General features: G+C 55.7%; 12 protein-coding genes and 1 pseudogene. 9 read left to right on the forward strand and 4 right to left on the reverse strand.

The genetic code is table 11. The features are described 5' to 3' along the window. The coding region (gene ilvA / locus QMX82_RS08105; protein WP_282282159.1) for a threonine ammonia-lyase, biosynthetic at window positions 1-1,070 on the forward strand (1,070 nt) is incomplete at its 5' end. Window positions 1,071-1,508: 438 nt separating this feature from the next. On the opposite strand, the gene QMX82_RS08110 is transcribed toward ilvA, so the two are convergent. The 3 genes from QMX82_RS08110 to QMX82_RS08120 all read right to left on the reverse strand — a co-directional run bounded on the left by QMX82_RS08110 (window position 1,509) and on the right by QMX82_RS08120 (window position 4,487). Next, window positions 1,509-2,570, reverse strand: a complete 1,062-nt coding sequence (locus QMX82_RS08110; RefSeq protein ID WP_282282161.1) for a DUF748 domain-containing protein — start codon at window positions 2,568-2,570, stop codon at window positions 1,509-1,511. Window positions 2,571-3,128: 558 nt separating this feature from the next. Beyond that, a complete protein-coding gene (locus tag QMX82_RS08115; protein WP_282282163.1) occupies window positions 3,129-3,452 on the reverse strand; it encodes a hypothetical protein in 324 nt (107 codons plus the stop codon). 180 nt (window positions 3,453-3,632) lie between these two features. Next, complete coding sequence (locus QMX82_RS08120; protein ID WP_282282165.1) at window positions 3,633-4,487, reverse strand: hypothetical protein; 855 nt, start codon at window positions 4,485-4,487, stop codon at window positions 3,633-3,635. Between the two features lie 319 nt (window positions 4,488-4,806). Here QMX82_RS08120 and QMX82_RS08125 point away from each other — a divergent pair, with 319 nt between their 5' ends. Further along, window positions 4,807-5,007, forward strand: a complete 201-nt coding sequence (locus QMX82_RS08125; protein ID WP_282282167.1) for a helix-turn-helix transcriptional regulator — start codon at window positions 4,807-4,809, stop codon at window positions 5,005-5,007. A 475-nt stretch (window positions 5,008-5,482) separates the two neighbouring features. After that, window positions 5,483-6,139 carry an inovirus Gp2 family protein gene (locus QMX82_RS08130; protein ID WP_282282169.1) on the forward strand — a complete coding sequence of 219 codons (657 nt, stop codon included), beginning with the start codon at window positions 5,483-5,485 and terminating at the stop codon, window positions 6,137-6,139. Window positions 6,140-6,267: 128 nt separating this feature from the next. On the opposite strand, the pseudogene QMX82_RS08135 reads toward QMX82_RS08130, so the two are convergent. Then, a pseudogene (locus tag QMX82_RS08135) lies at window positions 6,268-7,151 on the reverse strand (IS3 family transposase); the annotation flags it as partial. A gap of 314 nt (window positions 7,152-7,465) precedes the next feature. On the opposite strand from QMX82_RS08135, the gene QMX82_RS08140 reads away from it, so the two are divergent. Genes QMX82_RS08140 through QMX82_RS08165 form a run of 6 tightly spaced genes read left to right on the forward strand, consistent with a single transcriptional unit; the run spans window position 7,466 to window position 19,409 of the window. Continuing rightward, on the forward strand, window positions 7,466-10,990 hold the full coding sequence (locus QMX82_RS08140; RefSeq protein WP_282282171.1) for a helicase-related protein: 3,525 nt from the start codon (window positions 7,466-7,468) through the stop codon (window positions 10,988-10,990). Then, entirely contained in the window at window positions 10,987-12,327 is a 1,341-nt protein-coding gene (locus QMX82_RS08145) for an AAA family ATPase (RefSeq protein WP_282282173.1), read from the forward strand. Before QMX82_RS08140 ends, QMX82_RS08145 begins: the two co-directional genes overlap by 4 nt. Then, the gene (locus QMX82_RS08150) at window positions 12,327-13,013 is read left to right on the forward strand and encodes a retron system putative HNH endonuclease (protein ID WP_282282175.1); all 687 of its coding nucleotides are present in this window, start codon (window positions 12,327-12,329) and stop codon (window positions 13,011-13,013) included. Before QMX82_RS08145 ends, QMX82_RS08150 begins: the two co-directional genes overlap by 1 nt. Next, window positions 13,013-15,913 carry a DUF1156 domain-containing protein gene (locus tag QMX82_RS08155; RefSeq protein WP_282282177.1) on the forward strand — a complete coding sequence of 967 codons (2,901 nt, stop codon included), beginning with the start codon at window positions 13,013-13,015 and terminating at the stop codon, window positions 15,911-15,913. The genes QMX82_RS08150 and QMX82_RS08155 overlap by 1 nt, the downstream gene beginning before the upstream one ends. A 41-nt stretch (window positions 15,914-15,954) precedes the next feature. After that, window positions 15,955-18,051, forward strand: coding sequence for a RecQ family ATP-dependent DNA helicase (locus tag QMX82_RS08160; RefSeq protein WP_282282179.1), 2,097 nt, complete (start codon window positions 15,955-15,957; stop codon window positions 18,049-18,051). Continuing rightward, window positions 18,048-19,409: a DNA-processing protein DprA gene (locus QMX82_RS08165; protein ID WP_282282181.1), complete on the forward strand. Its 1,362-nt coding sequence runs from the start codon at window positions 18,048-18,050 to the stop codon at window positions 19,407-19,409. The genes QMX82_RS08160 and QMX82_RS08165 overlap by 4 nt, the downstream gene beginning before the upstream one ends. Window positions 19,410-19,419: the final 10 nt, after the last annotated feature.

A 19,419-nucleotide genomic window follows, 5' to 3' on the forward strand; every position in this document is an offset into this window, starting at 1 on the left:
CGGACGTCATCGCCGGCCAGGGCACCGTGGCCATGGAGATCCTGCGCCAGCATCCGGGGCGGCTCGATGCCATCTTCGTCCCCGTGGGCGGCGGCGGCCTGATCGCCGGCATCGCCGCCTATGTGAAGTACCTGCGCCCCGAGATCAGGATCATCGGCGTCGAGCCGGACGACTCCAACTGTCTGCAGCAGGCCATGGCCGCCGGCGAGCGAGTGGTCTTGCCGCGAGTCGGGCTGTTCGCCGATGGCGTGGCCGTGGCCCAGATCGGCCATCACACCTTCGAGATCTGCCGGCGTTATGTCGATGAAGTCATTACCGTCAGCTCGGACGAGATCTGCGCGGCGATCAAGGACATCTACGACGACACCCGCTCCATCACCGAGCCCTCGGGCGCCCTGGGCGTGGCCGGGATCAAGAAGTACGCCGAGCGCGCGGGCTCCGGCGGCCAGGTACTGGTGGCCATCGACTCGGGTGCCAATATCAACTTCGACCGCTTGCGCCATGTGGCCGAACGCGCCGAACTGGGTGAGCAGCGCGAAGCCATCATTGCCGTGACCATCCCCGAGCGGCCGGGCAGCTTCCGGGCCTTCTGCGAGGCCTTGGGCCGGCGGCAGATCACCGAATTCAACTACCGCTACCACACCGGCGAAGAGGCCCATATCTTCGTTGGCGTCCAGACCCATCCCCAGCGTGATCCGCGCGAGGCGCTGCTACAGGGGCTACGCGACCAGGGTTTCCCGGTGCTGGACCTGACCGACAACGAACTGGCCAAGCTGCATATCCGCCACACCGTGGGTGGCCATGCCGCGCGGGTCGGCCAGGAGCAGGTGTTCCGCTTCGAATTCCCCGAGCGACCGGGCGCGCTGTTCGACTTCCTCGAAAAGCTGGGCGGGCGCTGGAACATCAGCTTGTTCCACTACCGCAACCACGGCGCGGCGGATGGCCGGGTGTTCGCCGGGCTGGAGGCCAGCCAGGCTGAGCGGCCGGAGCTGCTGGCGACGCTGGATGCCATCGGCTATCGCTACTGGGACGAGACCGAGAATCCGGCGTATCGATTGTTTATCAGGTGAGGGAGGTGTTGGGCTTCGCTGCGCTCAGCCCCAACCTACGGGGCATACGAGTAGGGTGGATAACGGCGCAGCTTTATCCACCGTTGGCACCCGTGTGAGCTAGTGGAAAACGCTGCGCGGTTTTCTACGCTACGGAATCTGACCGCCCCCTCTCCCGCTGGGAGAGGGCTGGGGTGAGAGTGGCCAAGCGCCAAAATTAAGCTGTTGGGTTTCGCTGCGCTCAGCGCCAACCTACGGGGCATACGAGTAGGGTGGATAACGGCGCAGCCTTATCCACCGTTGGCACCCGTGTGAGCTAGTGGAAAACGCTGCGCGGTTTTCCACGCTACGGAATCCAATCGCCCCCTCTCCCTCTGGGAGAGGGCTGGGGTGAGGGTGGCCAAACGCCAAAATTAAGCTGTTGGGCTTCGCTGTGCTCAGCGCCAACCTACTAGAGCTTCAATCCGCGTCATAGCGGGCGCTGAAGGCCTGCACGAAGGCATTGCGCAGGATATTGAAGAAGGCCTGCAGCGGGCTGATGTCCTGGTTCTTCACGCTGCCGGACAGGTCGACCCGGGTGGCGAACTGATCGCGGCGCTGATTCTTGAGCAGCGTCTGGGCGGTGCCGACCACGGCTTCCCAGGCGCTTTCCAGGGCGTTTTTGTTGCGATTCTCGACGTCCTGCTGCCAGTCGAAGATGTCGACGTTCTTCATCAGGGGTTTGACGTAGCCGCTGAGCTGGCCATCCACCGCCCTGGCTTCCACCACCACGTCGCCGCTACCGGCGCGGAAATCGAACTTGCCGTAGGCACGGGCGAAGTCGTTGAGCTTGGGCAGGTCGATGTCGGTCACCCGCAGACGGAAGTCGAAGTCGGTGAAGTCCTTGAAGGGATCGAAACGAGCACTGGCTTCCAGCGGCGCGCTGCCGAGCACGGCGGCCTTGCCTTCGAAGTGGGCGATGCGTTCGCCCTGAGCGTCGGCGGCGTTGGTCAGGTTGTAGAGGATGGCGTTGACGTCGGTGGCCGCCAGATTCACCTGGGGCTTGGAGTTGAAGTTGCGGAAGGTCACCCGCCCATTGACCACCCGCACCTCGTCCAGGGTGATGGAGATCAGCTTGTCGACCTGATCCTGCCAGTCGGTGCCTTCGCCGGTCTGCGACTGTTCCTTGCGGGCCCCGCCGTCGACGAAGTTGAGTTCGGGTCGATCGAAGACAAGGCGCCCGACGATGGCATGGTCCCGCCACAGCGAAAGCCAGCTCACGGCGATGTCGATGCTGGGCGCCTTGAGAAAGGGCACCGGTACCTTGCCATTGACCTTGACGATCTCCAGCCCCTCGATGCGATAGGCGCCGCGCCACCAGGCCAGGTCCACGTCGGTGATCTGACCACGATAGTCGCCCATGTCCGCCAGCTTGTCGTTGAGGTAGTGGCGGATCAGCAGCGGCGCGGCCAGGTGCAGGCACAGCAGCAGGACGACCAGGGCGATGAGGAGGTAAAGAGGCAGACGCAGACGGCGGGACATGATGGCGACTCGGAGCGGACTCGTCTCCGGTCGACCCTGAGTAACGGCCCTGAGTTTCTCGTGAGTTTGCCTGGCGGCCCGACTCAGGGCGCCGACATGGGCGAAAGGCTCTGCCTGGACGGCTGGCATCCGTACCGGTCGTCGCTCCGCTGCGCCTGGTTATGCGCTACTCGAACCGCAGACGCAAAAAAGCCGGCTTGTGGCCGGCTTAATATAGACTCAACTTGTTGATTTATATAGCTTTTGGTGCTCTGATATTTTTTTACCCACAATGTAGCCCACACTTTGGGTGGGTATTGCCTCAGTGGAAACGAAAGAGCCGAGCTGTAAGACAGCCTAGGAGCAGCCCGCCATAGATTCTACCTGGCACACGATGTTCGCTCCTGTTCTTAACCACTCGCTTATTCCTGATTCCTGATTCCTGATTTCTGCTTCTGCTGTCTCCTGGGCCTTGAAAGATTTTTCTTTGAGCAGTAGCTGGCACAAAGCGCTGTACAACGCACAGTACCTGCAGAGGTAGACAAAGTAGCAGATAAGTGGAGTGAGGAACCGCGGGCGTCAGTCGTAGAAGCTGAACTCGTGTCCGCATTCCATGCACTGATAATTGTTCAGCACTCTCTCATCGATTTGAGAGCCAATCGCTGCACCAGCTACTGCGCCGGTAGCGCCACCTACGAGTCCTCCGAAGATGGCTCCGGTGATACCGCCTAGGGCAATGCCGACAGGACCGGCAAAAGCACCGGTAGTGGCCCCAGCCTCGGCACCTGCTAATACGCTGGATACGCCACTGGCGGCACCGCCAATCGATCCGATGATGCCACCGGCCTTTTTGCCGAGATCTTTTGTTGCAATGCGTGCAGAACTACATATGGGGCAGTTCATGAGTGAATTATTCCTATATCAGTCCGATTTAACCACTTGAGAAGGCCTACTGCTAGGTCGTCAAGTTAATGATATAGGTTCGAATTTTAGTTTAATCTAGTTTGTTGTTGATTTTTGGTTATGAGCAATTTATCTTTTAGTGGTGGTGTGCCTTATTTTTTAGTATTTTTTGGTCGTTTTCTATTTTGGGCTAGTGTTGCGAAGTAACTTCGAATTTTGCAGCTTTTCGGAGATGTATAAGCCTTTTTGAGTCTCTATCTCTACGAGTATTTCTAGTGCTCGCGCTCGGCTGATTTCGTGCTGCTCTGAAATTTTGTCTAGCATCTCGATGGTCTTGTCTGAAAGAACAAAGTTGTATTGTGACTTGCCTTTGAGCGTGCTTCTGTATTTTTTTTGATTCCATAGTTTTTTTATTTTCCCTATGTAGAGTTCTTCTTTTTCGCTAGTGTAGTTCGCGTTGTCGAAAAATATTAGTAGGTCTTCATATGTTTGGATGGGAATGCCGAAGGGAGTGGGGTATGTATTTTTTCGTAGCCATTCATAAGCAAGTAAGCATTTTTGATCGTCGTCTTTAAACCATGAGTATTTTTTATCTTGGGCTTTGTGCTCACGCCACCGCTGCTCCAGATTTTTGATTAGAAATGTCTTTTCAGTAAGGTCTCGTTCCCATACGTCAAGTATTGCTATGGGGAGGTCCCTTCCAGAGAGGCTGAATGGGAATCTAATTTGATTATGCATGGTTAAGATTTGAATTTCTTTTGTTAGCCATTCCACGAGTCGACGTTCATTCATGATCCACTCTAGATGCTTTTGGGAGATGAGTTGTTCTCTTCTCTTTTGCATCAGTGGATCGATTCTCCATGTATTTACTTGGAAATATTTAGCCATCTTTTCTCTTATTCCGTAATCTCGAAATGCTTCTGTATTAAAGTTATTTTCGAAGAAGGCGAGTGTGTACCAGAGCCATATGTCATGGCGCTCGCTGTACTCGAAATCGCCGAGAACTTGGCTTAATTCATCGTTGTGACGTATCACCAATCTAGGCTCGCTCTATGCAAATTTTAGGACAACCCTAGATTTACTCTATTGCGTTTATGGAGTCAACCTAGTCGTACTCTAGTAGAGTAAATCCCTGACCAGCGAATTTGCTAGGTGTCTAGCTGTGCCTGTAAACCTTTGCATCGGCAAAAAGGAAGGTTCTCTTGGATGGTTATGCCCCTCAAGGGTGCTGAGGGTAGGAGGCAATGGACGGATGAGGATAGAGAAACGTGTCGACAAGGTGTGGTGTGGATTCGTCGTCCGTCAATTTTTACCGGCCTTGCCAATCCTCTGAACGAATACAGGAGCTACGTTCATGAGGATAATCCGCCTGAAAGAAGTCATGGACCTTACTGGTCTTTCCCGATCCACGATCTATAAGTACATCGCAGAAGGTCAGTTTCCACTTCCGGTGCCGTTAGGGGATCGATGCGTCGGCTGGCTAGAAAGCGAAGTTCACGACTGGATTCTCGCTAAAGTGGCTGAGCGTGATAAGGCCTTAGGCTTGGCTAGCTGATGGTTTGCGTTGACGAACATAGTCGCCATCATAGTCCGGTTGATGCCGGATTATGATGGTTTTATTCCGGAGTTGAATAAGAAAGATGTTTTCTTATACTTCTAATGGTTTGGCCGCCTTTGGCGAGGAGTATGGTGTCGGTTTGTTTTCGGTATGGGTAATATGCTTTTATAGATAGTTATCCTTCATTGTGTTGAGATGGCTAATGCCTGCTCGTCCTACTGATTGTCTGTATCTATCCAACGCCCAGCATGGCGTTGGATATCTGAGGTTCATCTATCTTCACGTAAACGCTTGGGTGTCTAGAATCAACCCATTGCTTTACATGCTACCTATCTACTCATATTTCCAGTGATTCTCTCTTGAGGCTAGGTAGTGTGCTTGAAATTTGGTTGGTGATAATTAGCAGGGTGTAATTCGTAAACAAATACTGCGCTGGCTGAGTATATGAATCTTAGCAAAGAGAGTGGTTGCCATGCTGCGTCATCCCGATAACACCAACCTTCACATCCATACGGGCAATCTGTTCGAAGGTCTTCCAGTCATGATCGAGAAGGGGCCGTTTGTAACTGAGTACCTGGCTGCATTGAAACGCACTGTTGATAGCACGCTGAACCAGTATCCGAGGCTATTGGGCTTTAGGATTGATCTACGTCTGCCAGTCGGTATCAACCTGCCTGATTATGCATACACCAATCAGGTCATCAGCAGGTTTATTGAGTCCTTCAAGGCCAAGATCGAGCACAACCGGCTGAAGGCCTGTGAGCGGTATCCCTACGCTCATGGATGTAAGGTCCGTTACGTATGGGCTAGGGAGGAAGGGGCAGGGCGCCGTCCGCATTATCACGTTCTTATTTTGCTAAACAGAGATGCCTTCTACACGGTCGGGAGGCTCCAATCTGATAATGCCAACATGATCAACCGCTTGCAGGAAGCGTGGGCCAGTGCCATGAGTCTGCAGGTCGATCAAGTGGTAGGTCTGGTCGAGATACCAGACAACGGTACGTACAGAGTGGATCGTGAGAACTGGGGAGCGCTGTCCGGCCTGTTCCATCGTGCCAGTTACCTGTGCAAGGTCGCTTCAAAGGCCTATGGAAATGGTCAACATGGCTTTGGATGCAGTCGGGGGTGATGTCGCTAATGAGACGATCCTAGATGGTTAGGCTTTGGGCTATGCCTGATGAACGATTGTCGCTGTACGTGAGTGGATGCGGTCGGTTACCTCTGTTAACTTGTTGACTTCCCGCCCCCGCCTGCCTGTTACCGCTGCCTAGCTAGTCGGCTGTGGTTTGGTTTTAGTTCTTCTCGCTTCAGCTGCTGGCTGGCTCGCCAACTTGCAGCGGATGCTGCCGAGGTGATACTGCCAATCGCACTGCGCGGGCAGTGCTCGTTGTAATTCCTTCGCCAGGCTGCGATGCGAGCTCTGCCTTCAGCTAGCGGACAGAACCAGTGCTCATTGAGGCATTCATCCCGAAGCTTGCCGTTGAAGGACTCGATGAGGGCATCCTGCGTGGGCTTGCCAAGCTGGATCAGCTTCAACTTGATATTGCGCTGATAGACCCACTGATCAAGCGCCTTGCCGGTGGATTTGGAGCCCTGGTCGGTGCGAATCGCCTCTGGGTAGCCGCGAAACCGCGCTATTTCGCCCAATGCCCGGTTGACACGAGCGCCGCTGATCCAGTGTTTCATCAGAATGCCAACCCATTCCTTGGTGAAGTCATCAGTTACTGTCAGGCATTTGATCCGCCTTCCCGTGCTGAGCGCATCGATGACGAAGTCCACCGACTAGACCTGATTCGGTGTGCTTAGCAGGCTCGGGCGCTCGCGCTCTAACGCGACACCGCGGCTGCGCTTTCGGCGCTTGGCCATAAAACCGGCGGTGCGGTACAGACGATAAATCTGCTTATGGTTAGCCGGCACGCCTTAGCGATATGTAGGCGGCGATAGCCAAAGCGCAGACGGTCTTGGGCTAGCTCCGCCAGCTGGGCTTGCAGCTCGGCGTTTTGCTCGCTGGCACGAGGCTGGGAGTACAGCAACGAGCGGGATAGCCTGATCAGCTGACAGGAGCAGCGCTCGGAGATGCCTGTTCGCGCCCGCAGCACTTATACCGCCTCCCGCCGTGCTGTCGGGCTTGTCCCATTCCCGAACGACTACCTTGGGGCTTACGTCACACTGCGCGGTGGGATGGAACAGTTCATGGAGCCTCAACTCCAGCTGGATGGCGCCCATGCCAGCTATGCAGACGGCCTTTAGATTGGCATGCACACTAGTCTAATCTGCCCTGTATGTGATGACGTGGCGAAAACGCCAAGGTCCAAGGATTGCGTACCAGGCACTCAATAAGAAATTGGCGGGTACTCAACATTAGCTCTTGCCCTAATTTGCAAGATTAAATTGAGTGTTGATGACCGTCATATCCAAGTAAAATCATCAATTTTACGATTAACTGGAAGCCTAAATGGTCAAGCTGGAAGACATCAAAAAAGACGCCCAGATTCGTGGCCTGCATGGCGACGAGGTGGTCAAGATCGTCAGTGTCGACACGGTCGGTGACTCGGCAATCAGCGTCGTCTACCAGAAGAGTGCGGGCGGCTACGGCGACCAGATGCTGTTTCGCAGTGACGAGTCCCGTCTTGAGTTTGCCCAGGCCGGTAAGGCTTGGGCATTTGATGCCCCTGGTGGAGATTTCAAGCTCGCTTTGGAGGCCTGGCGCATCCAGTTGGCCCACCTGTTCGATCCGATGATGGCGGTGCACACCTCCAACGTCGACCCATTGCCGCACCAGATTTCCGCAGTCTACGAATTTATGCTGCCGCGTCAGCCACTGCGCTTTGTGCTGGCTGATGATCCTGGCGCCGGTAAGACCATAATGGCCGGCCTGTTGATTCGCGAGCTGCTGATGCGTGCCGATGCCCGGCGCATTCTCGTGGTGTCGCCAGGCTCGTTGACCGAGCAATGGCAGGACGAACTGCTAGAGAAATTCGGCATCAAGTTCGAGGTTTTCAGCCGTGAGAAGCAGGAACAGTGCGCCACCGGCAACTACTTCGAAGAGCAAAACCTGCTCATCTGCCGCCTCGACCAGCTATCGCGCAACGAGGACTACCAGCTCAAGCTAAAGAATACCGACTGGGATCTGATCATCGTCGACGAGGCCCACAAGCTTTCGGCTAACTATTTCGGCAACAAGGTCAACAAGACCAAGCGTTTCGAGCTGGGCGAGCTGCTCGGTTCGCTAACCCGTCATTTCCTACTGATGACTGCCACCCCTCACAACGGCAAGGAAGAAGACTTCCAGATCTGGCTGTCGCTGCTCGATGCCGACCGCTTCTACGGCAAGTTCCGCGAGGGTGCCCACAAGGTTGACGTATCCGACCTGATGCGGCGCATGGTCAAGGAAGAGCTGCTCAAATTCGACGGTACCAAACTGTTCCCGGAGCGGCGCGCCTACACAGGCAATTACTCGCTGTCTGATCAGGAGGCGGCGCTTTATCATGATGTCACAGAGTACGTGCGCAACCAGATGAATCTGGCTGATCGCCTCGATGGTCAGCGCAAGAACAACGTCGGTTTTGCTCTTACGCAACTGCAGCGTCGCCTGGCTTCCAGTCCTGAGGCCATTTATCAGTCCCTGCGCAATCGTCGCAAGCGTCTGGAAAATCGCGTGAAGGAGGAGAAGCTCCATCTACGCGGTGGTGGTGTTGCCAGCGTGCTGGGTGAGTACCTAGTGAAAAAACGCATCGAGGTGCCAGATAACCTCGATGAGATGGAAGACGAACTCAGTGCCGATGAGTACGAGCTCTATGCGGACGAATTGGTAGATCAGGCGAGCGCTGCTGAAACCATCGCCGAGATGGAAACCGAAATCTGCCTGCTGCAAGGCTTGGAACGTCAGGCACAGCGCCTGGTGGCCTCTGGTAGTGACCGTAAGTGGGAAGAGTTGTCTTGCCTGCTGCAGGATTCCCCGCAGATGTACAACGGAGAGAACCGCCGCAAGCTGATCATCTTCACCGAGCACCGCGCCACGCTGGATTATCTGGTCAAGCGCATTGCTGACATGCTAGGGGATCCACAGGCCATCGTCACCATTCATGGCGGGACTAACCGCGATGAGCGGCGCAAAGTGCAGGAAGAGTTTCGGCACAACGCACGGGTGCTGGTGCTGATCGCCACCGATGCTGCCGGCGAAGGTGTCAATCTGCAGAACGCCAACCTCATGGTCAATTACGACCTGCCCTGGAACCCTAACCGTCTGGAGCAACGTTTCGGCCGTATCCACCGTATTGGCCAGGATCAGGTCTGCCATCTGTGGAACATCGTCGCCAATGAAACCCGTGAAGGGGAAGTGTTTCAGAAGCTGTTCGAGAAGCTGGAAATCGAAAAGCAGGCGCTGGGCGGCAAGGTGTTCGACATCCTGGGCGAGGCGTTCGACAACGTATCGCTTAAGGATCTGCTGATCGAAGCCATTCGCTACGGCGACTCGCTCGAAGTACGAGCACGGCAAAACCAGGTCATCGAAGGGGCGCTGGATACCGAGCATCTGCGTGAGATCCTCCGTCGCAACGCACTGGTCGAGCAGCACATGAGCCTCGGCCAACTGTATGCCGTCAAAGAAGAAATGGAGAAGGCCGAAGCCCGTAAGCTGCAGCCCTATTTCATCCGCGCTTTCTTCAATGAAGCCTTCACCAGCATTGGTGGAGAGTTACGCAACCGCGAACCAGCACGCTATGAAATTCGCCATGTGCCAGCCGCATTGCGCGAGCGTAACCGCGTAATCGGTGAAACCCGTACGCCTGTGCTCAAGCAGTACGAGCGTATCTGTTTCGAGAAACAGCAGGTAAGGGTGCCGGGGAAGCCTATGGCTGACCTGATCCACCCTGGTCATCCACTGATGCAGGCGCTGACCGATATCACCCTCAGTGCCCACCGCGGCAAGCTCAAACAAGGCTCAGTGCTGGTTGATCCCAATGATGACAGTCTGATCCCCAAAGTGCTGTTCATGCTCGATCACAGCGTGCGTGAGAGTGCTGCTGACCAACCCAAAATCGTCTCGCGCCGTCTGCAGTTTGTGGAAATCGATCCGCAGGGCCAAAGCAGCAATGCGGGATGGGCGCCGCACTTGGATCTGTTGCCGATCAAACCGGAGGAGCTTGCTTTAGTGCAGGACGTGCTGAGCGCCTCCTGGTTGCAACAGAACCTGGAAAATCTGGCACTGCAGCATGCCTCGCAACAACTGGTGCCCGAGCACTTCAGTGAAGTGAAGACCCGTATTCAGCGCCAGGCCGAGCGCGTGCTGGCCGCTGTGCATGAGCGCCTGGTCAAGGAAATCAACTACTGGTCGGATCGCTACCTCAAGCTCAGTGACGATGTGGCTGCAGGCAAGCAGCCGCGCATGCAGCCGGAAAATGCACGCCGCCGTTATGAGGAGCTGACAGCTCGGCTGGAGCAGCGCACTTGTGAACTGCAAGCCATGCAACAGGTTAGCTCTGCCACCCCTGTGGTTATTGGCGGAGCCCTGGTGATTCCTGCAGGTCTGCTGGCTCAACGCCAGGGCGATACTATGTTCTGTGCCGATGCAGAGGCGCGCTCGCGTGTTGAGTGGGCTGCTATGCATGCTGTTATTGCAGCAGAGCAGGCTCTGGGACATGTAGTGAGGGATGTTTCCGCCGAGAAATGCGGCTGGGACATCACTGCACGTCCGCCGATTGCTGCGGATGGCAGCATCAAGGATGACCGCCATATTGAGGTCAAGGGGCGCGTAAAGGGCGCGACCACAGTCACTGTGACTAAGAACGAGATCTTCTCCAGCTACAACCAGGGCGAGAAATACATCCTCGCTATCGTGCTGGTGGATGGCGATCAGGCGGATGGTCCTTACTACATCAAGCACCCATTCAAAAGCGAGCCTGAGTTCGGCATTGCCAGTGTTAACTACGACTTGGGTGAGCTGCTGTCCCGAGCGATCAAGCCGGAGGAAAGCCTGTGAATTTAGAAAACTTGCGACTACAGAACTATCGGCGCTTCGACAGTTTCGAGATCGACTTTCACCCCGAGCTGACTGTAATTGCTGCTCGCAACGGCCAGGGCAAAACCACCATTCTGGAGGCCATTGCTGCTGCCCTTGGACCTTTCATAGGTGCTTTTGATTTGGGTAAGTCAGAGCACATTCGCCGCACAGATGCCCGTTATGGCGTGCGGTGGAGTGCTGATGGCGGCTTTGAGCAGGAGCAAAATTTTCCAGTCATTATCGACGCCGCACTCAGTACACCGGGCATCAAATGGCAGCGCGCATTGATGAGTGCCAAAGGGCGCACCACAGTTAAGGAAGCCGCTCCACTGGCAGAGTGGGGCAAGACGTTGCAGGGCCAGTTGCGCGTTAGCACAGAGACACCTTTGCCTGTCATTCGCTACTACAGCTCCAAACGGTTGTGGGTCAGCCATAAGAGCGTTGCCACCAAGGCCATCCTCACCGAAAGCCGTACGGCAGGTTATGAAGACTGCCTATCATCGCTTTCCAGCTTTGTGCAACTGCAGGAGTGGATGAAAAAGGCTTCGCTGGCCGTCATCCAGCATCGCACCCAGCCAGGCTACGAACACTCTAATCTGGAACCGCGTCTGCAAGGCATTGCAAACGCAGTCGATACTGTCATGACTAGCGAAGGCTGGAGCCATTTTCACTACAGTATGGTTTTTGACGAATTGGCCATGGTTCACTCTGACCACGGTGCACTTCCCATTAGCCTGCTGAGCGATGGTGTGCGCGCTATGATCTCCCTGGTTGCTGACCTGGCGCTACGCTGCGTGCGTCTTAACGGCTACATGCGCGAACGTTCGCCACTGGAAAGTAAAGGTATCGTGCTGATTGACGAGGTAGATTTGCACTTGCACCCTGCCTGGCAGCAGCAGGTGGTGCACAGCCTGCGTCGCGCTTTTCCTTGCCTGCAATTCATCATCAGCAGTCACAGCCCGCAGGTGCTTACCACTGTTAAACGCGACAACATTAAGGTGGTATTCAAGGACGGCCAAGGACAATGGCAAGCACAGACGCCTAATCAAGAGATTCTCGGCATGGAGAGCTCAATAGCTCTTAATGACATCATGGGTGTAAACCCAGTACCTCCTGTGGATGAGGCGCGATTGATCGCTGACTACACAGCCGCTATTGAAAATGGCCAGCACAAGACCTCCGATGCAATGGTAATGCGAGAAATGCTGATGGCCATTTATGGCGCAGAGCACTCTGTCCTGCGTGATGCTGATCGACTGATCCGCTTTCAAAGCTTCAAGCTTCGCCAATCGAGTAATGCTGAGGGGCGGGACTGATGCATAAGCTTGATCGCGCTAACGTCATGCCTCCAGCGTGCTTGGATGCTTACGACTATCGCACTCAGAAATGGAGTGATCTAGGCTCGGGATGCAAGCGCGAGCTGCGCGCAGCTCTGGTTCGGATGCAGGGTATTCCTGGTGTGACCACGCCGGACGCTAATGAATATGGTTTGCGTTGCGCCTATTGCGAAGGCACGATCTTTCATGAAGGTCATATCGAGCACTTTCGCCGAAAGAATTCGGCGCATTACCCGGAGCTGACTTTCGCCTGGCCAAATCTTTTTTTGGCATGTGGCGCTAACTCGCATTGCGGCCATTACAAAGACCGCAATGGTGCGCCAGCTTATGACCCAGATCATCTCATCAAGCCCGATGAGCATGATCCTTCAGACTTCCTGCACTTTCATTCTAAAGGCGATGTGCGTGTCCGTAGTGGTTTGAGTGCGGCTGATGCCCGTCGAGCAGCCGAGACGATTCGCGTATTTGGATTGGATGACAGTGCGCTTTCAGGGGGCAGAGCCAAAGCCCTTTCTTTTTACAAGACGAAGGTTTTGGATGATCTCAATGAGCTGGCCTCCTGGCCCCCGGAAGATCGACATGATTATTTGGTTGGCGAAGTAGAGGCAACCCGTTGGGAGCCTTACGCGACCACCATTCACCATTTTCTGCAGAGCAGCGTTTGATGTCCCACTATCCAATCAAAACCCCGAAGAAGCTCATTGAAGTCGCTTTGCCGCTGGATGCGATCAACGTCGCGGCTGCTCGTGAAAAGTCGATCCGTCATGGTCATCCCAGCACTTTGCACCTGTGGTGGGCACGGCGGCCGTTGGCGGCGGCGCGGGCGGTGATTTTTGCGCAGATGGTTAATGACCCTGGCTATGAGCGTCATCTGGGCCGTGGGGTGAACAAGGAAAAGGCGGCGGCGGAGCGTGAGCGGCTGTTTAAGATCATTGAGGATTTGGTGCAGTGGGAAAACACTAATAACGAAGAGGTGCTGCAGCGAGCACGAGCGGAAATCTGGAAAAGCTGGCGTGAGACCTGTGAGCTGAACAAAGGCCATCCGCAGGCCGCTGAGCTGTTCAATCCCGAAAAACTACCGGGATTCCACGATCCCTTTGCTGGTGGCGGTGCGCTGCCACTGGAGGCCCAGCGCCTTGGACTGGAAAGCTATGCATCCGATCTTAACCCGGTGGCTGTGACCATCAACAAGGCAATGATCGAGATACCGCCGAAGTTTGCCGGTCGCGCGCCGGTCGGCCCGGAAATTGATGCCGATAAGGGAAGCAAGAAACGCGCAACCCGGGATGCTTTCGAGGATTGGTCGGGTGCCAAGGGCCTCGCTGAGGATGTGCGTCGCTACGGTGCCTGGATGCGCGAAGAAGCGCAGAAACGCATTGGTCATCTGTATCCGCAGATTGAAGTTACCGCTGAGATGGTCGCCGAGCGCCCAGATCTGGCGCAGTACCAGGGCGAGAAGCTCACTGTGATCGCCTGGCAGTGGGCGCGCACGGTGAAAAGCCCCAACCCGGCATTCAGCCATGTAGAGGTGCCGCTGGTCGGCACCTTTAGCCTTTCCAGCAAGGCGGGCAAGGAAAGCTATGTCGAGCCGGTGGTAGATGGCGACAGCTACCGTTTTACTGTCAAGGTCGGGACACAACCGGAGTCGGCTAAGGAGGGTACTGCGGCAGGTAAACGCGGTGGTTTCCTGTGTCTTCTGTCGGGAGCGCCGATTGATTACAAGTACATCCGTGCCGAGGGGGCGGCAGGACGTATGGGCCAGCGTTTGATGGCGATTGTAGCCGAAGGTGCCCGTGGCCGGGTGTATCTGGCGCCGACACCTGAACATGTAGCAATTGCTGCACATGCTCAGCCCGAGTGGCGACCGGAAACACAGTTGCATGGGAAATGCCGGGTCAATGTCTCCAACTATGGTCTGGATGTTTACGGCGACTTATTTACCCCCCGGCAACTGGTCGCGCTGACCACCTTCTCTGATTTAGTGCAGGAAGCCATCGCCCGCGTACGTAAGGATGCATTAGCTACCGGCATGGCCGACGACGGGCTCGGATTGGATCAGGGCGGAACTGCGGCTATGGCTTATGCTCAGTCGGTTGGGGTTTATCTGGCGATGTCGGTAGACAAGGCAACGGATTACAACAGCACCTTGGTTGCCTGGAGCCCCACACGCGATCAAGCTAAAACGACATTTGCACGGCAGGCACTCCCGATGGTTTGGGATTTCGCGGAGATCAATACCTTTGCAGGTGCCGCCGGGGATATTGCTGTTTCTATCGAGGGTATCACCAAGGCACTACCGAGCATCCCTAACTGCCAGCCTGGCTCAGCAGTGCATAGTGATGCTCAATCACAGATAGTCAGTAGGGGGAAGTTGATTTCTACTGATCCGCCGTACTACGACAACATCGGCTATGCCGACCTTTCCGACTTTTTCTATGTCTGGCTGCGCCGCTCGCTACGACCGATTTTCCCTAACCTGTACGCCACCCTGGCAGTGCCTAAGGCCGAGGAGCTTGTGGCCACGCCTTACCGGCATGGCAGCAAGGACAAGGCCGAAGCCTTCTTCCTCGACGGCATGACCGCTGCCATGCACAACTTGGCCGAACAGGCGCATCCGGCCTTTCCAGTGACCATCTACTACGCCTTCAAACAGTCTGAAACTAAAGATGATGTTGGTACTTCCAGCACTGGCTGGGAAACCTTTCTTGCTGCTGTGCTCAAGGCGGGCTTTGCTTTGACCGGCACCTGGCCGATGCGTACTGAACGGGAGGCCCGCTCCATCGGCATTGGCACCAATGTTTTGGCTTCCAGCATCGTGCTGGTCTGCCGCAAACGTGCCGCCGATGCGCCGATCATCTCACGTCGCGACTTTATCCGAGAACTAAATGCCACCTTGCCAGATGCGTTGGCCGACATGACTCGTGGTGGTATCAACTCTCCGGTTGCTCCTGTGGATCTTTCTCAGGCAATCATCGGCCCCGGCATGGAAGTGTTCAGCAAGTACAGCGCTGTGCTTGAAGCCGATGGCTCAAAGATGAGCGTGCGCAGCGCCTTGCAATTGATCAACCGTTTTATTGGCGAAGACGACTTCGACCACGATACTCAGTTTTGCCTTTCCTGGTTTGAGCAGCATGGCTGGGCCGAGGGCAAGTATGGCGATGCTGATGTACTGGCCCGTGCCAAAGGCACCAGCGTGGGTGGTCTGGTGGATGCGGGTGTGGTGGAAAGCGCCAGCGGCAATCTGCGCCTGCTCAAGTGGGCGCAGATGCGGCGCGACTGGTCGCCGGAAGACGACAGCCGTTTGCCGGTGTGGGAAGCCCTGCACCAGCTGATTCGAGCCCTCAACCAGGACGGTGAAACTGCCGCGGGCAAGCTGCTTGCACGTATGCCCGACAAGACCGCCGGTCTCACTGCGCTGACTTATCGCCTCTACACCCTTTGCGAACGCCAGGGGTGGGCTGAGGAGGCACGAGCTTATAACGAACTGCAAGGTGCTTGGCTCGGTATCGAGCAGGCCAGCCAAGAAGCTGGCCATATTGGCAGCCAAAGCGCACTGGATATTTGACGCAGCATCTTTGGGATGAATTGACGTAAAGGAATATAGGGATGCAACAGGACGATGCTGAGAGGCTACTGAAAGTCGCGATCGGTAACGCGGCAGCTGAGTTTAGGGATGGGCAGTGGGAGGCCATTGATGCCTTGGTGAACCAGCGCAAGAAGATGCTAGTTGTCCAGCGCACAGGTTGGGGCAAGAGCTCCATGTATTTCATCAGTACGCGGATTCTGCGCGATCGAGGGCATGGGCCAACCATTATTATCTCGCCTCTTCTGGCGCTGATGCGTAATCAGATTGAGGCAGCGGGCAGACTGGGCATTAACGCGGTCACCATCAACTCTACCAATACGCATGATTGGGAGCAGGCCAGGCAGGCCGTTCTAGCCAACCAGGTCGATTGCTTGTTGATCTCTCCAGAGCGGCTGTCGAACGATAGTTTTATGGAAACCATCCTGCAGCCTATTGCGGACCGTATCGGCCTGATGGTTATTGACGAGGCGCACTGTATTTCCGACTGGGGGCATGACTTTCGGCCGGATTACCGGCGCATCGTCAACATTCTGCGTTTCCTCCCAGCCAATACCCCTGTGCTTGGGACGACGGCTACAGCCAATGACCGAGTGGTAAAAGATATTCAGGCGCAGTTTGGCGATATCCAAATCGTGCGTGGCACGCTGACCCGAGAGAGCCTGGCGTTGCAGAATTTACGCATGCCGGATCAATCGAGCCGATTGGCATGGCTGGCTCAAACCATCCCGACACTGCCGGGTACTGGCATTCTATATACGCTCACCCAGCGTGACACCGAGCAGGTCGCTCGCTGGCTTCGCGCCAATGGGATCAGGGCTGCGTCGTATCATAGCGACGTAGTCCATCCAGAGTTCGATAGCAGTGATCAATACCGTCAGCACCTGGAAGATGAGTTGCTGGCGAATAACATCAAGGTCTTGGTGGCGACCACTGCGCTGGGTATGGGCTATGACAAGCCGGATCTTGGCTTTGTCATTCACTACCAGGCGCCTGGCTCAATCATTGCCTACTACCAGCAGGTCGGCCGAGCAGGGCGGGCCATCAATTATTCACTTGGTCTGCTGGTCTCTGGTGAGGAAGACGAGAAGATTCATGCATTCTTCAGGCGCTCGGCTTTCCCGCCGGCAGGCCAGGTTCGGCACTTGCTGGGTGTGCTAGCGAATCATGATGGTCTCACGCTGCGTGATCTGGAGGAGCACAGCAATCTCGCCCATGGGCAGATTGAGAAGATCCTAAAGCTGCTCAGCGTTGAGAACCCCGCACCGCTGATCAAGATCGGCGGCAAGTGGTACCGTGCACCCGTTCCTTACGAGCTTGATGAGGAGCGAATTGCTCAGCTCACCCTGTTGCGCGAGCAGGAGTGGCAGCAAGTGCAGGCTTATTTGAATGAGCCAGGCTGCCTGATGGCGTTTTTACGCTCAGCGCTTGATGATCCCGAGCATGAGCCGTGCGGTAAGTGCGCAAACTGCCTGGGCGAGGCGCTGGTGTCTGGTGCTGTGGACAGCAAGCTGGTGCATGAGGCCGCGACCTTTATTCGGCATGCCGAGTTTCCCATCAAACCCAAGAAGCAGGTCGCCAAGGGGGGCTTTCAACATTACGGCTTCCCAACGAATCTACCCGCTCAGCTTCAGGCGGAAGAGGGGCGTGTTCTGTCGCAGTGGCGTGATGGTGGCTGGGGCGAATTAGCGGCTGACGGCAAAGATCAAGGCCATTTTGACGACGCACTTGTTGCTGCTATGGCCGAGATGATCCAAGCGCGTTGGCAGCCAGCCCCCCAACCCACCTGGCTTTGCTGTGTGCCCTCTCTGGGGCATCCAACGCTGGTTCTTGATTTCGCTCGGCGGCTGGCGGCAGCTCTAGGGACTCCTTTTGTCGAGTGCGTAAGCAAGGTCAGGCAGAATGAGCCACAGAAGTGGCAATACAATCGTTTCCATCAGTGCCGGAATCTAGATGGTGTGTTCGCTGTAGGCGAAGGCGTCCCATCGGGACCGGTACTGCTGGTTGATGACATGATCGATTCAGGCTGGACGATGACCGTTATTGCTGCACTGCTGAGGCGTGCGGGGAGCGGGCCTGTCTATCCGCTGGCAATTTCATCTACGGCAAGCAAGGCATGATAAATACCAATACACAGTCGATCCTGCTGCTGACTTCTTATTTCTCGAAGTCAGCTGGCGACGCCAAACCGCTTTCTCCGACGGAGTGGGGGCGTTTCGCACTGTGGCTCAACGAGCAAGGCAAGACCCCTGCAGACCTGGTGAGGGCTGAGCCGCGTGCAGTGTTGCAGGGCTGGCAAGACGAAAAGATTTCGTTTGATCGCATCGAGCAACTGCTTGGGAGAGGGCATGCGCTGGCATTGGCCCTCGAGAAATGGAGTCGCGCTGGGATATGGGTGTTGACTCGCTCGGATGCAGACTACCCCAAGCTGCTCAAGCAGCGACTGCGTAACAGTGCTCCTCCCGTTCTCTTCGGCTGTGGCAATGCGCGCTTGCTGAATCAGCGGGGTGTCTGTGTGGTTGGTGCACGCAAGGCGGATGAGGAGGATCTTGGTTTCGCCAAGGCTTTGGGTGAGCGTATTGCGGTGGCAGGTTTGTCGGTGATCTCAGGTGGTGCGCGTGGCGTCGATGAGGCTGCAATGTTGGGTGGTTTGAACCAGGATGGAACCGTCATCGGCATCATGGCTGATAGCCTGCTGTCTGCAGCGATGGCCAGCAAGTGGCGCAAGGGATTGATGGACAACAATCTCGTGCTGGTTTCGCCGTTTTATCCTGAAGCCGGTTTCAACGCTGGAAACGCCATGGCGCGTAACAAGTACATCTACTGCCTGAGCCAAGCAGCGGTAGTTGTTCGCTCTGATACAAAAGGCGGGACCTGGAGCGGAGCGATTGAAAACCTGAAAAAGGCTTGGGTACCTCTGTGGGTAAAGCGAGTTCAGGATGTTCAGTCCGGGAACCAGACACTGATATCTGAAGGTGGGTACTGGCTGGAGGGGACTGTCGAGCATCTGGATATACAGAGCCTGTGTGCGCCAGCCACTTCCAATCTGGCTACAGCCGATCTGCTTTCTACTGAAAACAGTGCTGCTGTTGTTACGGATACGAAAAAAGCAGGCCCGGATGTTGTGGAAGGAGAGCCTTCACAAGCATCGTCCTCAGTGAGTGGCCTTGTTGATCAGGCGGCTCAAACGAGTCCCGAGCCAAATGCCGTCGCAATAGAAATGAGTTTTTATCAGTTCTTTCTCCGCAAATTGGCGTGCCTCAAGGCAGCCGTCACCGCAGACGAATTGGCTGAGCAGTGGGATGTGCCAAAGAAGCAAATCAACGATTGGCTCAAGCAGTCGGTCGACGAAGGGCGTGTGCGCAAGCTTTCAAAACCTATGCGCTATGAGCTCATGAAAGACTCTGGGCAAGGAAACGTAGCTGCTGAACAAACAGCCGGTGAATCTATCGGGCAGCTGGGGCTTGGCCTCGATTAATTTTTGAAGG

Source organism: Pseudomonas sp. PS02302 (assembly GCF_029959585.1).
In the GTDB taxonomy this organism is placed as follows: Bacteria; Pseudomonadota; Gammaproteobacteria; order Pseudomonadales; family Pseudomonadaceae; genus Chryseomonas; species Chryseomonas aestiva.

Bases quoted from the DNA above. Each gene is read 5' to 3' on its own strand.
- QMX82_RS08110 (WP_282282161.1), bottom strand. From the start codon at position 2,570: ATGTCCCGCCGTCTGCGTCTGCCTCTTTACCTCCTCATCGCCCTGGTC.
- QMX82_RS08115 (WP_282282163.1), bottom strand. From the start codon at position 3,452: ATGAACTGCCCCATATGTAGTTCTGCACGCATTGCAACAAAAGATCTC.
- QMX82_RS08125 (WP_282282167.1), top strand. From the start codon at position 4,807: ATGAGGATAATCCGCCTGAAAGAAGTCATGGACCTTACTGGTCTTTCC.
- QMX82_RS08130 (WP_282282169.1), top strand. From the start codon at position 5,483: ATGCTGCGTCATCCCGATAACACCAACCTTCACATCCATACGGGCAAT.
- QMX82_RS08140 (WP_282282171.1), top strand. From the start codon at position 7,466: ATGGTCAAGCTGGAAGACATCAAAAAAGACGCCCAGATTCGTGGCCTG.
- QMX82_RS08150 (WP_282282175.1), top strand. From the start codon at position 12,327: ATGCATAAGCTTGATCGCGCTAACGTCATGCCTCCAGCGTGCTTGGAT.
- QMX82_RS08155 (WP_282282177.1), top strand. From the start codon at position 13,013: ATGTCCCACTATCCAATCAAAACCCCGAAGAAGCTCATTGAAGTCGCT.
- QMX82_RS08160 (WP_282282179.1), top strand. From the start codon at position 15,955: ATGCAACAGGACGATGCTGAGAGGCTACTGAAAGTCGCGATCGGTAAC.
- QMX82_RS08165 (WP_282282181.1), top strand. From the start codon at position 18,048: ATGATAAATACCAATACACAGTCGATCCTGCTGCTGACTTCTTATTTC.